Here is a 12336-nt window from a genome sequence, read left to right on the forward strand (position 1 = left end):
AGCGCTCATCATTGGGATCGAGCCTTGGGCCTGAGGTCAGGAGGCGGTGATGTTGACTAGCCAGGGGATGCCGAATTTGTCCGTACAGGAGCCGAACTCGTCACCCCACATCTGCTTCTCCAGTGGCGTCGACACGGTGCCGCCGGCGGACAGCTTCTCCCAGTAGCCACGCAGCTCGTCGGCATCGTCTCCGCTCAGGCTGACGGTGATGTTGGTGCCGGGGTTGTACTCCATGCCCGGCGGTGTGTCGGAGACCATCAGCGTGTAGCCGCTGTCGGTTTCCAACTGGCCGTGCATGATCTGATCCGCCTCCGGCGAGTCCGGCATGCCGAACTCCCGGAAAGTCGACATCGTCAGGGTCCCCCCGAGGACCGTCTGGTAGAACTCCAACGCCGCACGGGCGTCGCCGCGGAAGCTGAGGTACGGGTTCAAACGACTCGTCATGCGGCCATCTTCGCAGCTCAACAAGGTCTCCACCAGGCGACACAGGCAAGCCAACCGGCTCCTGCATCATTTGTCACAGTAGGGGCATCCCTACCCTGCTTTGGTGGGTTGACACGACTCACCGGACCCGGCCAGCCGTGTCAGGCTCGGCATACTTCCCTTATGCCACGCCAAAGGACCGATGATGGTAAAAACATTCGCACTGGCCGCGGCCGCACTGGTGGCCAGTGTCGCGATCGCTGCTCCGCACCAGGACCTGCCGCCGCTCAATGACTCGGTCTTGCGCCACGCACTGCAAGTCCGGCCGACCGACAAAGTCACCGGCGCGCTGTTGCGGATCACCGGTTCGGCCGGCCAATGGTCTGGCACGTCCGGTGCCGGAGACATCGCGAACCACCAGCCGGTGCCACTCAACGGCCGGTTCCGGATCGGCAGCATCAGCAAGGTCTTCACCGCGGCCGTCGTCCTGCAGCTCGCCGCTGAACACAAAATCGTTCTCACCAATACCGTGCAGCACTACCTTCCCGGCCTGCTACCGGAAAATCTGCCACCGGTCACCATCGGCCAGCTACTCAACCACACCAGCGGACTTCCGGACGACGACAGTCCATTCAAGACCACCGGCGACGCTCAATGGTTCGTCGACCACCGTTTCGACGTGTGGACCCCAGCGCAGATCGTCGCCATCGACAGTCGGCATCCGATGCAGTTCGCGCCGGGTACGAAACAGAAGTACGACGGGATCAACTACTACCTGGCCGGCTTGTTGATCGAGAAAATCACCGGCAACACGTACGCGGCAGAGGTCCAGCACCGGATTATCAGCCCGCTGGGACTGCACGACACGTCCGTCCCTGGCCCGTACGATTTCGCGATTCCAGGCCCACATTCGCACGGATATGTAGCTGTTGGCGACAAGCTGGTGGACGTAACCGAGGAAAGCCCGTGGGCGTGGGCCGAAGGCGGCCTGATCTCCAGCGCCGCCGACCTGGACCACTTCCTTACCGCACTGTTCAAGGGAAAAATCGTACCCGCCAGCGAGCTCAACGAGATGTTCACGCTGCCGGTGAGCCCGGACGGCACACCAGTCCCGTACGTTGACGCATCCAACTGCCCAGGCGGCAACGCCTGCTACAGCATGGGACTGATGAAGGTCTCGCTGCCCGGCACCACGATTTTCGCGTGGGGCAAGACCGGCTCACGTCCCGGCTACACGGACGGCGTGTTCGCCACCCCTGACCTGAAGCGCAAAATCGTCTATGTGTTGAACCCGACCGGCAACAAGGACGGCTCCGAACAGCCATTCGTGCTGCGGTTGGCATCGGCCGCCTTCCTCGGTAAATAATCAGACCCGAAACGCCCGGAAAAGTGTCCCGACAGTTTCCAGTGGCGCTCCCAGCGTTTCCACGCGCGCGAATCACCTCTTCGTATTAGTATCGCGGGAACATGTCACAGTTCCCCCGAGGAGAAGGTCATCATGCGAGTTAACCTGGATGTCGCGGACGCGGTTATCGATATTGGCGACAAGGGAGTTCAGCTGTCGCTTTCGGATAACTCCGGTTCGGTCGTCGGGCACGTGCGGATCGGCCATTCGGGAGTGGAGTGGCGCAAGGGCGCCAGCCGGGTCGGCCGGGCGAAGAAGATTCCGTTGCGACAGTTCATCACCGCGTTGGAAAAGGCGATGGACGGCGGCCCAGTCGCGGCCAGTCGCAAGGTGACTCCACCGGCGGCGAAGAAGGCTGCCAAGAAGGCAGCGCCAGCGGCGGCGAAGAAGGCCGCCAAGAAGGCGAGCAAGGCAAAGGCCGCACCGGCAGTGGCCAAACGCGGCCCCGGCCGTCCGCGCAAGAAGGTCGCCGCACCGGCACGTAAGGCCGCGAAGCGCCCCGGCCGTCGCGCCGCGATCGACACCCAGACCGTCCGCGCCTGGGCGCAGGGGCAGGGAATGCAGGTCGCTGGCCGCGGCCGGCTGTCCAGCTCCATCATCGACGCGTACCGCCAGGCCAACTAAAGAAACGGCAGCGACCGAATTCAGCGACCCCTTTTCGCCGCCGGCAGCGATTAGGGTTTGTTGAGATAGCTGAGAACGGCGAGGACGCGGCGATTGTTGTTGTCGTCGTCAGTAATGCCGAGTTTTCCGAAGATCGACGTGGTGTATTTGCTGATGGCGCTCTCGCTGAGAAAAAGCCGTTGGGCGACGGCCTGGTTGGACAGGCCTTCGGCCATCAGGCTGAGGACGGACTGTTCGCGTTCGGTGAGGCTTCCCAGCCGCCGGTTCGACGTGCCGCTGGCGAACAGTTTGGTGATGACAGCCGAATCCATGGCGGTGCCACCACCAGAAACCCGAGTGAGGGCGTCCATGAACTGGTCGGCGTCGAACACGCTTTCCTTGAGGAAATAGCCGACGCCCCCGGCGCCGTCGGCCAGCAGTTCCCGGGCATAGAGCTGTTCGACGTGCTGCGACAGGATCAACACCGGCAGGCCGGGGACTTTCCGGCGGGCCTCCAGCGCCGCCCGCAGTCCCTCATCCGTCTGGGTCGGCGGCATCCGTACGTCCACGATGGCGACGTCCGGTTGCCAGGCCAACAGGGCGTCGAGGGTCTCGGGCCCGGTCGTCGCGGTCGCCACGACCTCGTGCCCGTACGCCTCTATAAGGCGCACTATTCCGTCGCGTAAAAGGTAAAGATCCTCGGCTACAACGATTCGCATGGCACCACCATTCTCGCGCGGGTCGGACCGCCGGCCGGACTGTCGACCTCCAGGGTGCCGTCGAAGGCCGCGAGCCGGCGACGCAGCCCCTCCAGTCCGCCGCCGGTACGTACGCTGGCGCCGCCCTGACCGTTGTCTTCGACCTCCGCGACGATCCCGGTGCCGTCGTGGGCGACGGAGATCCGCGCCTGGGACGCGTGGGCATGCTTGACGGCGTTGGTGAGCAACTCGGCGACCCCGAAATACACCGCCGACTCGATCGGCGGGTCCAGACGCGACTGAGCATCGGCGTTGACGGTCGTTTCCAACGGGCTGTCCAAGGCGAGGGCGCGTACGGCATCGACGAGACCGCGCTCGTTCAAAACCGGCGGGCTGATGCCCTTGACCAGGTCACGGAGCTCGGTCAGGGACGTGGAGGCGCCGACCCGCGCCTCCCGTAGCAGCGCCCGGGCCTGGTCGGGGTTGGTTTCCATCAGCTTTTCCGCGGTCGCCAGCGAAAGCCCGAGCGCGACCAGCCGGGCCTGCGCGCCATCGTGCAGGTCCCGCTCGATCCGGCGGATCTCGGCGGCCTGCGCGACCGTCGCGTCGGCCCGCTGGTCAGTCAGGTCACCCACCCGCTCCGCCAGCTCCATCGCGGCCGACGGGCGCAGGAAACGGACGGCGACCGGCTTCATAACCCGCCACGCGTACGGGGCGGTGCCCACCGCGACGATCGCGCCGGCAACCGCGGCGGCGACCCCGAAGCGGGTGAACCCGAGGATCGCCGCCACCACGGCGGCCGGCGGGATGGCCGCGACCACCCCCATCGTCAGCGGCGCGATCAAGACGAACCGCAGGTCACGCCAGGTGGCCGGGTCGTTCCACACCAGCCGCCAGCGCTGCTGCTGGCGGGCGTCTCGCTGGCTTCGCGCGTACGTGAACCCGTTCCACCAGTAGCCGGTCGCCATCCGGGTCACCGGGACGGCCTTGCGGTACCCGGCCGCAATCGCGGTGCCCGTCCACCTCGCGACCAGGAACCGAACCAGCCGGGACAGTGGGCGCGGGAGCGCGACAGTTCCGATGCCCGCCCAGACAATCGGCGCTATCGAGGCCCACAGGCCCCACCAGATCACCGCCACCACCACGGCCGCCCACAGAGCCGGAATCACCAGCGCGACAGCCAGGACGACACTCGCTCGTACGAACCCGATGCAGGCGCTCGCAAGCCACCCCATTAGCTGTTTCATGACCCCTCTTCGCAATTCTGTGACCCGACTGTACGGCCGGGAACGACTTCGGTGAGTCAACTGTGCACGCTGGACGGCCCGATTCTCGCCGTTGAGAGCGTGAAGTAGGTCTAGCCACACCCAACCGTGCGGCCAGGCCCATTCCGCCGATGACCCGCGTTTCCTACTGTCACATCCATGACATTCACCCCGAGAAAAGAAACAGACCTGAAACCCACCAGGGCCGACCAGATTTCGGCCGCTCCCAGCACCCTGCCCGCCGCACGACTGTGGTTCGTCGACAATCTGCGGGTCATCCTGACCGCGCTGGTGATCCTGCACCACATCGCGGTCACCTACAGTGGGCTTTCAGTCTGGTATTACAACGAAAAGCCGGCCAGCGCGGCCGTCGGGCTCGGGCTGACCATCTTCGCGCTGGTCAACCAGTCCTGGTTCATGGGCGCGTTCTTCCTGCTCTCCGGCTATTTCACGCCCGGATCGTACGATCGCAAGGGTCCGCGCGCGTTCCTGCGTGACCGGCTGGTCCGGCTGGGGATCCCGTTGGCGGTGTTCTATTTCGTGCTCAACCCATTGCTCTACCTCGGCGCCTACCCAGGCGGTTCGCCAGTGGACTTCTACCTGCGGACCATCGGGTCCGGGCCGTTGTGGTTCGTGCTCGCGCTTTTCGTCTTCGACGGCGCGTACGCGGCTTTTCGGCACTTGACCAGGAACCGCACGCCGCGCGAACGCCGTTCCCAGCCACTCACCTACCCGATGGTGCTGGGGTTCGTACTAGCGCTCGCTTTGACGACCTACGCGTGGCGTGTCATCGTTCCGGAAGGCACCTTCGTACCGATCATCGGCTTCCCGAGCAGTGGCTACTTGCCGCAGTACATCAGCTTTTTCGTGCTGGGCACAGTGGCGTACCGACGCGGTTGGCTGACCACCATCACCGCCGCGATGGGCTGGGGCGGGCTCGGACTGGCCACCGGTGCCACCCTGATCTTCCTTCCGGTCGCACTCATGGGCGGAACCACGGCGATCTTCGGACACGGCACTCTCAGCTCGCTGTTCTACGCCCTCTGGGACTCCACTTTCGCTGTTGGCATGGTCCTCGCGTTGCTGACTTTCTTCCGCGGCAAGGTCAACGGGCATGGACCGGTACGCCGATACCTGTCCAGCAACGTGTTCGCAGTTTACGTCATTCACGCTTTCGTGGTGACGGCAGCCGGTTACGCACTCAGCACCGCGGCCGTACCCACCTTGGCGAAATTCGCTATCGGGGCCGTCGTCGCGCTGCCGGTCTGTTTTCTGCTCGCCGGCGCGATCCGCAAACTCCCCGGCGTCCGTCGAGTACTCTAAACCAGTCAGAAGCCGAAGTTCGTACGCTTGATGACGACCGGCTTGGCCGGCAGGCCGTCGAGTGGGCCGCGGTCGCTGGGAATGATGCCGGCGGCGACGATCCGGTCGAGGGTGTCCATGCCGCTGACAACCCGGCCCAGCACCGAGTAGTTCGCCGGAATGTGGGCGAAAGAATGCACGATGAAGAATTCGCTGCCGTTCGTCCCAGGCCCTTGGTTGCCCATCGCGATGGTGCCCCGAGGGTACGTCTCAGTGCCGTTGACCTCGTCGGGGAATTTATAGCCGGGACCGCCCTTCTCCACCTCAACGAGATCTCCGCACTGCAGCACTCCCAGCCGCGCACTGTTGGTCAGCCGCCAGCATTGGCTGTGTTCATAGAAATGCTGCAGCACCAGGCTCGCCATGTTGTGAACAGCGCAGGGCGCGGCTCCGGCGCGGTTCAGCCGTACAGTGACTGGCCCGTAGTTGAAACGGAACGTGACGTCCACAGTCCCTACGGTCAGCGCGTACGGCGTCGGCCGCAGGACCGGGCGGGCCGCCGGATTTTCCGGCGTCGGGGTGAAGGTGCACCGGACCACCGGGGCGGCGGCCGATGCCGGCGCGGCGGCGATGAGAGACCCGGACAGCGAAATCAGGACGGTGGCGACGACCCAGCGCAGCTTCATGGCATGAAAATACCAAGGGCTCTCGCGTTAGGAAACTGGTGCGCCAGAATCCAGCTCCACCGGCCGATCGCCACCAGCGAGGTCCGCCCGGCGGGCCAGGCCGATGCCAAGGACATCGCGAATGTAGATCTCGATGAACTCCGGCAACCACGGATCAGCGTCTATCCTGGCGAACACTTCCAGCAGCCGCTCGTCCGGCTGAGCCGCGAGATGGACGATCCGCCATTCGTTCAGTGGCCGGTTTTCGTCGCCACCAACGGAATGCTCGACATGGAAGATCGGCTGGTCGGTGCTGGCGTGGAGCTGCACACCGTCGCGGTCCGGATGTTCGGCCGCCCCGACAAAGGTGACTTTCTGTTCGGCGTGGTTGAGGTGGGTCTGTTCGATAATCAAGCCGTATTGCTCACGCGCGAGCCACAGACGCTGGGACGAGGTGCGTACGAAGGTGTCGTCACCTCCCCAAGCCTGCGCACTGCCTTTGGCCACCACACCAGGAATGAACAGATCGGGTCGGCGCGCCTTGCGTACCTCGACATCCCACAGCTGAGCCCGGCTCAGGCGTTCACTCGGTTCGTACCGTTCGGCCAGCACGCTGTTGACATCAATCGGACGCATTTCATAGCGGGTATTGGCTGGATCGGCCCACGCCTGGGCGAATATCGTCTCGTAATCGAGAAAGTCCATCGAAACCTCCGTAGTTCAGCTTCTCTTCTCCGAAAACCGACGACTGGAGCGTCTGGTGTCGACGTTGTCGGTCATGGCACCCAAAACGTGGGGCAACTCGGCCACCGTCCGAGCGGGCAGGCCGGCGGCAGTTTCGTCAGCCAGTCCACGCCACAGCTCTTTGACCTGGTCGACGAGGGCTTTACCCTGGTCGGTCAACTCAACGATGCTGGCGCGCTTGTCGGAAGGCGCGGGCGTACGACGAATGTGCCCGATGGTTTCGAGCTTGCGACTCATCAGCGTGACGCTGGGCGGCTCGCAGCCCAGCGCCTCGCTGAGCTGGGCCTGAATCATCGGGCCAGTACGGGCGAGCTCGAGCAACAGCGCCTCCTGCCCGGGATAGAGACCAAGCGGGGCCAGCAACTCCGCGGCTCTCGCGCGGTGCCGCAGACACAGCAGGCGGATGGCCTGGTTGAGGACATCGGCGCTCTCGAAATCCACGCGACCTCCTCAGCGAGTTGGTTACGCGCATAACGTTATGCGCATAACCAACTATTCGCAAGGCCCTGATGCGTGGTTACTACCGCTAACTTGGGTGAGATGGTCTGACAAGAGTACGATGTGTTCGCGATCGTGAATGTCGAGGAGTGTGAGTTGAGAAGTCCAAGAGAGCGTTATCGCGAGCAGGTACGCGACGAGGTCAAGGCGCATGCCTGGCGGCAGGTCGCCACCACCGGCGCCACGGCACTGTCCCTCAACGCGATCGCCAAGCAGATGGGGGTGAGCGGTCCGGCGCTCTACCGCTATTTCGCCAGCCGAGACGAGCTGATCACCGCGCTCATCCTGGACGCCTACCGCGACCTGTCCACGGCTGGCCAGGCCGCCGCCGCAGCAGCCAAAACGCCGGCCGCCCAGCTGGCCGCGATCGCCTTGGCCATCCGCGAATGGGCGCTCGCCGAACCGCATCGCTACCTACTTATTTACGGCACACCAGTGCCGGGTTACGTGGCGCCGACGGAAGCGACCACCCTCGCTGCCAGTCTCATGGCGCTGCTATTGGACGCCTTCGCGGACATCCCGTCGACACCTGGCTCAAAATCGGCCACTGCCTTGGAAAAACACCTGGCCACTCACCGCGACTGGGCCGGCAACGAGCACGCTGGCGACTCGGCGCTGCACCGTGCGCTCGCCTTCTGGACGCGGGTGCACGGCGTCCTCAGCCTGGAACTGGCCGGCCATTTCGTCGGCATGGCGTTCGATCCGGCGCTCCTTTACGCCGCCGAGGTCGACGCGGCCATCACCGAAAACGCGGAGCAAGGTCGTGGTCGGCCAGCACCTGCTCGATGATGTGTTCGTTGACCGCTGCCAGTTTGTCGTCCTTGCCGCGAGAACTGACCAGCGTCAGCATCGACTTCCACAGGGCCCAGCCGCGCGCCCGGGCCCAGGCGCCGTCGTCGTGGTCGACTACGTGCCGAAACACCGCACGGCTCTGGCCGGAGAACATCGTCCACGCGATAACGAGATCGCAGGCCGGGTCGCCGATCCCGGACGTGCCGAAATCGATGACGGCCGCGAGTTTTCCGTCCTCCACCAACAGATTCCCGTGCGCGATGTCACCGTGGAACCACACTGGCGGACCGGTCCATTCGGCCGCCAAGGCGGCCTCCCAGACGACTGTGGCACGATCGGTGTCGATGTGCCCAGCCAACTCGGCGAGGCACCGCCGCGTTTCGTCGTCATAGTGTTTTGGCGGGGCTCCACGGTAAAAACTGTGTTCGCCGGCAAGCGGACCGCCGGTGGGATCGCAGCGCTGCAGGGCTCGGATGAATTCGGCTACGGAGAGCGCGAACCGTTGCAGATCCCCGATTCGGTCCAGATCCGCTGCCGTCTCGCCGGACAGCCACCCTCGTACGGACCACGGAAACGGATATCCCTCGCCCGGCTCGCCCTCGCCGAGAATGGTCGGCACCGCGACCGGCAGCGTCGGCGCGAGTCGCGGCAGCCAGTAGTTCTCCTTGGCGACGGCCGGCACATAACCGGCCGCGGTGGGCAGCCGTACGGTCGCCTGCTCACCCAGGCGATAGGTGCGGTTGTCCCAGCCATCAACCGCGACCGGAATGATCGGCAGGCCGCTCCACTGCGGAAACTGTGCGGCGATAAGGCGCTCGACCAGGGCCGCATCGATCCCAGCACGACCATCGGCGGGAAGACTGTTCACCGGAAGATCATCCGTACCAGCGCAGGCCTTGGCAACCGAATTGACCGCCAAGTCACGCGTACGCGCAAAGGAACGTTTCGACAGCGGCCTCGGCGACCTTGCGCGCCTCGGCCGCGGGGACCCGCCGGGTGCCCAGCCGCGACCGGATCTCCATCGGCGCGGTGAGCAGCGCGAGCAACTGCTCAGCCGCTTGGACCGGGTCGGCGGCCCGCAGCCGGCCAGCCGCGCAGAGCCGGCCCAGCCGATCGGCCAGCGCCTCGCGCAACCGCACCTGGGTCCGCTCCTGAACCGTCGCGATCAGGTCCGGGAAGCGCCCGACCTGGGCATATGTGAGCCACCGCAGGGAACGCGAGCGCTCGGCGCAACACGCCTGAATCAGCCGGTACGACACGTCGCGCAGCGTCGCGGCGAGGTCGTCGCCGGGATCGCGCAGCCGGTCCAGGATCGGCAGGTTCTCGGCGTCGACCTGCGCCGCCGCGGCCGCCATCGCCGCCCGGAACAGCGTTTCCTTGTCCCCGAAATGGCTGTAGACGGTGGGCTTCGCGACCCCGGCGGCATCGGCGATCTCGCGCACCTGGGTCTGCGCGTAGCCCTGTCGGGCGAAGACCTCGAACGCCACGTCCAGGATCGCCTGTCGCTTGTCGATCCGCCCGGTGCTGCTCACGACCCCGATCGTACCTGAACCCGCGAGTTCAGTATCTCAGCCTCTTGCGTCAGGTCTCACGGGAACATTACATTGAACCCGCAGGTTCATTCGAGAGGAGTTTTCGCGATGATAGCTATCGTTTTGCGGTTCGCGTTCCGTGATGACGTGACCGACACAGAGAAGGCCAGAGTGCTGGAGCTGATGAAGCGAACCGCTTCGGTCGGGACGCTGGGCTCGGCCGTCGGGCAGGACCTGGGGGATCCGGCGGAGGGTTACACGCACGCGTACTGCGCCATGCTGCCGGACGAGGAGGCGCTCTACCACTACATGAACCATGACTACCTGATCGACGGCGACCTGGAACTGCTGCCATACCTGTCCCGACTGCATCCGATGCGGCTGTCCGACGACCTCGACCCGCGGCTGAGCGAGCGGATCACGGCCGTACACCTGGAAAGGCTGGCCGCGCATCCAGAGCTGGCGAGGGCGATGAACGCCGTCCCGGCGAGGTAGCCACAACTCGGACATACATTGTCCGGGCAAGCCGTTAGGCTCGTGGGATGAGGTTGTCCGGTGGGGTGGAATCGGCGTTGCACTGTTGTGTGGTGCTGACGTCGACGGCCGAGCCGGTGCCCGCGACGCGGCTGGCCGAGCTGCACGGCGTCTCGGCGACCTATCTCGCCAAACAGCTGCAGGCGCTGTCCCGCGCCGATCTCGTCCACTCCGTGCAGGGAAAATCCGGCGGGTACGTGCTGACCCGCTCGCCAGCCAAGATCACCGTCCTGGACGTCGTCGAGGCGGTCGACGGGTCGGAGCCGACGTACGTGTGCACGGAGATCCGCCAGCGTGGCCCGCTGGCCGCACCGCCGGAGGCGTGCACCGCGCCGTGCGCGATCGCTCGTACGATGTTCGCCGCCGACCGCGCCTGGCGGGCCGCGCTTGCCGAGGTGTCGATCGCGGACCTGCGCCGGATGGTCGGCGACGACTACGACATGGACGTGATGAGCGAGGTCGGAAAGTGGCTGCGGTCCTGAAAGGTTTTAGGACCCGGTTATTGTCGTCCATTGCAGCGGATCAGAAGCGGGTGATCGCGTGGGTGTCGAAGTAACGGCACCAGCGACCGATCCGGCCTTCGCCGGTGACCTGGAAGAAGTCCACCGCACCGAGGTCGACGGCGGTCCGGGTCGGTACGAAGGTGCCGCGTACGGTCGTCGTCACCGCGACGGCACCGCCTTCGGCCACCAGATGCGGCACGGGTTTGTCGGTGAGTTCCAGGCTGTCCCGCATCGCCGCCGTCATCCGGACGAACTCGTCCCGGCCATGCCACGTACCAGCGAACCTGAGCCGGCGCGGGTCGCCCGGCATCAGCGCGGTCGCCTTCTCGTCGAGCAACTCCCGCACGTCCGGGAACGCGGCATAGAAGCGCTCGACCGCGGCGATCGCCGCGTCCGCCGAGATGTCCTGCTCACCGCTGACCAGGTCCGGAGGCAGCACCGGCACCTCGATCGCGCTCTGCCCACCGAGCGCCTGCACCGCGGTGACCATATCGGTGTAGTTGTCCAGCCGGCAGATCCGGTTGTCAGCGTCGAAGATCATGTGATGGACGACGCCGACCCGCCATGGCTGCCGGGTCGAGCGGCCAACGAAAATCTCGTCGTTCAGCGAGAAGACCTCGCTGGGCCCCGCGACCGAACGCGTCTCCACCATGTCCACCAGGCCAAAAGCCGCGGTGAACGCCTGGAAACACAGCATGACCTGGCTCTTTCCGCGCCACTGGCCGGAGTACGGCACCAGGTCGGCCGGGCCGGGAACGGTGTAGACGACATCGTCGCTGAGAAAGTCCAACGCGCCGAAAAAATCCCCGGTATTGGTTCGTTCGTAATAGCGCGACATCGTCTCGGCGTTCTTCGGGTCGAGCGGCATTCGTCCTCCTGCGTGATATTGCTGATTTCGGGTGGCTGATTTTGAGAGACCCGCAGAGGTACGGTAAGGCCGGCCGATGCCTGGCGGAAGTACGTACGCCGAGGTTCGTAACCCTCCGGGGAGTGAGAATTGCCGTCCGCCTACGACATATACGATCCCGATTGCCCGTCGCGCCAGCTGCTCACCCTGATCGCCCAGCGATGGAGCGTACTGGTTTTGCACGCGCTCGACGAGGGCGTCAGCCGCCCGGCCGACCTCGGTCGCCGCATCGGCGGAATAAGTCAAAAAATGCTGACCCAAACATTGCGCGACCTGATCCGGGCCGGGCTGGTCGACCGTACGCCCTACCCCGAGGTGCCACCGCGAGTCGAATACACCCTGACCGACGCTGGCCGCGAGATCGCCCCACTGCTCGCCGCGATCTGTGACTGGGCGGAGAAACACACCGCCACGGCCATTTCCGTCGCCGGAACGGTTGAACCTCCCCCGACGTGAGGTTCTAGG

16 protein-coding genes are annotated in these 12336 nt (G+C 65.2%); 7 read left to right on the forward strand and 9 right to left on the reverse strand.

Annotation, left to right across the window (positions count from 1 at the left end):
- Positions 1-36 precede the first annotated feature (36 nt).
- Positions 37-444: a VOC family protein gene (locus ABD301_RS02090; protein WP_163568099.1), complete on the reverse strand. Its 408-nt coding sequence runs from the start codon at positions 442-444 to the stop codon at positions 37-39.
- 181 nt (positions 445-625) lie between these two features.
- Here ABD301_RS02090 and ABD301_RS02095 point away from each other — a divergent pair, with 181 nt between their 5' ends.
- A complete protein-coding gene (locus ABD301_RS02095) occupies positions 626-1789 on the forward strand; it encodes a serine hydrolase domain-containing protein (RefSeq protein WP_344306570.1) in 1164 nt (387 codons plus the stop codon).
- Between the two features lie 132 nt (positions 1790-1921).
- Positions 1922-2452 carry an Lsr2 family DNA-binding protein gene (locus tag ABD301_RS02100; RefSeq protein ID WP_163568100.1) on the forward strand — a complete coding sequence of 177 codons (531 nt, stop codon included), beginning with the start codon at positions 1922-1924 and terminating at the stop codon, positions 2450-2452.
- A gap of 50 nt (positions 2453-2502) precedes the next feature.
- Here ABD301_RS02100 and ABD301_RS02105 read toward each other — a convergent pair whose 3' ends face one another.
- Positions 2503-3150 carry a response regulator transcription factor gene (locus ABD301_RS02105; RefSeq protein WP_163568101.1) on the reverse strand — a complete coding sequence of 216 codons (648 nt, stop codon included), beginning with the start codon at positions 3148-3150 and terminating at the stop codon, positions 2503-2505.
- Positions 3135-4376: a sensor histidine kinase gene (locus tag ABD301_RS02110; protein WP_344306573.1), complete on the reverse strand. Its 1242-nt coding sequence runs from the start codon at positions 4374-4376 to the stop codon at positions 3135-3137. Before ABD301_RS02110 ends, ABD301_RS02105 begins: the two co-directional genes overlap by 16 nt.
- A gap of 177 nt (positions 4377-4553) precedes the next feature.
- Between ABD301_RS02110 and ABD301_RS02115 the strand changes: the two genes are divergently transcribed.
- On the forward strand, positions 4554-5717 hold the full coding sequence (locus ABD301_RS02115) for an acyltransferase family protein (protein WP_344306575.1): 1164 nt from the start codon (positions 4554-4556) through the stop codon (positions 5715-5717).
- Positions 5718-5722: 5 nt separating this feature from the next.
- Here the strand turns inward: ABD301_RS02115 and ABD301_RS02120 are convergent, their stop codons facing one another.
- Genes ABD301_RS02120 through ABD301_RS02130 form a run of 3 tightly spaced genes read right to left on the reverse strand, consistent with a single transcriptional unit; the run spans position 5723 to position 7546 of the window.
- Complete coding sequence (locus tag ABD301_RS02120) at positions 5723-6382, reverse strand: peptidylprolyl isomerase (RefSeq protein WP_163568103.1); 660 nt, start codon at positions 6380-6382, stop codon at positions 5723-5725.
- Between the two features lie 27 nt (positions 6383-6409).
- Positions 6410-7066: an SRPBCC family protein gene (locus tag ABD301_RS02125; RefSeq protein WP_344306578.1), complete on the reverse strand. Its 657-nt coding sequence runs from the start codon at positions 7064-7066 to the stop codon at positions 6410-6412.
- Positions 7067-7081: 15 nt separating this feature from the next.
- Complete coding sequence (locus tag ABD301_RS02130) at positions 7082-7546, reverse strand: MarR family winged helix-turn-helix transcriptional regulator (RefSeq protein ID WP_344306580.1); 465 nt, start codon at positions 7544-7546, stop codon at positions 7082-7084.
- A gap of 153 nt (positions 7547-7699) precedes the next feature.
- Between ABD301_RS02130 and ABD301_RS02135 the strand changes: the two genes are divergently transcribed.
- A complete protein-coding gene (locus ABD301_RS02135) occupies positions 7700-8392 on the forward strand; it encodes a TetR/AcrR family transcriptional regulator (RefSeq protein ID WP_344306581.1) in 693 nt (230 codons plus the stop codon).
- On the opposite strand, the gene ABD301_RS02140 is transcribed toward ABD301_RS02135, so the two are convergent.
- Together ABD301_RS02140 and ABD301_RS02145 are read right to left on the reverse strand one after the other, a co-directional pair.
- A complete protein-coding gene (locus ABD301_RS02140) occupies positions 8343-9263 on the reverse strand; it encodes an aminoglycoside phosphotransferase family protein (RefSeq protein WP_163568106.1) in 921 nt (306 codons plus the stop codon). The two genes, ABD301_RS02135 and ABD301_RS02140, sit on opposite strands and share 50 nt — an antisense overlap.
- 52 nt (positions 9264-9315) lie before the next feature.
- Entirely contained in the window at positions 9316-9927 is a 612-nt protein-coding gene (locus tag ABD301_RS02145; protein ID WP_344306582.1) for a TetR/AcrR family transcriptional regulator, read from the reverse strand.
- A gap of 108 nt (positions 9928-10035) precedes the next feature.
- Between ABD301_RS02145 and ABD301_RS02150 the strand changes: the two genes are divergently transcribed.
- Both ABD301_RS02150 and ABD301_RS02155 read left to right on the forward strand, forming a co-directional pair.
- The gene (locus ABD301_RS02150; protein ID WP_344306584.1) at positions 10036-10422 is read left to right on the forward strand and encodes an antibiotic biosynthesis monooxygenase family protein; all 387 of its coding nucleotides are present in this window, start codon (positions 10036-10038) and stop codon (positions 10420-10422) included.
- A gap of 47 nt (positions 10423-10469) precedes the next feature.
- A complete protein-coding gene (locus tag ABD301_RS02155) occupies positions 10470-10943 on the forward strand; it encodes an RrF2 family transcriptional regulator (RefSeq protein ID WP_344306586.1) in 474 nt (157 codons plus the stop codon).
- Positions 10944-10983: 40 nt separating this feature from the next.
- On the opposite strand, the gene ABD301_RS02160 is transcribed toward ABD301_RS02155, so the two are convergent.
- Entirely contained in the window at positions 10984-11832 is an 849-nt protein-coding gene (locus ABD301_RS02160; protein WP_344306588.1) for a nuclear transport factor 2 family protein, read from the reverse strand.
- A 129-nt stretch (positions 11833-11961) separates the two neighbouring features.
- On the opposite strand from ABD301_RS02160, the gene ABD301_RS02165 reads away from it, so the two are divergent.
- Positions 11962-12327 (forward strand): winged helix-turn-helix transcriptional regulator, encoded by a 366-nt coding sequence (locus ABD301_RS02165; protein WP_344306590.1) that lies wholly within the window; start codon positions 11962-11964, stop codon positions 12325-12327.
- Positions 12328-12336: the final 9 nt, after the last annotated feature.

This window comes from Fodinicola feengrottensis, from assembly GCF_039530045.1.
In the GTDB taxonomy this organism is placed as follows: Bacteria; Actinomycetota; Actinomycetes; order Mycobacteriales; family HKI-0501; genus Fodinicola; species Fodinicola feengrottensis.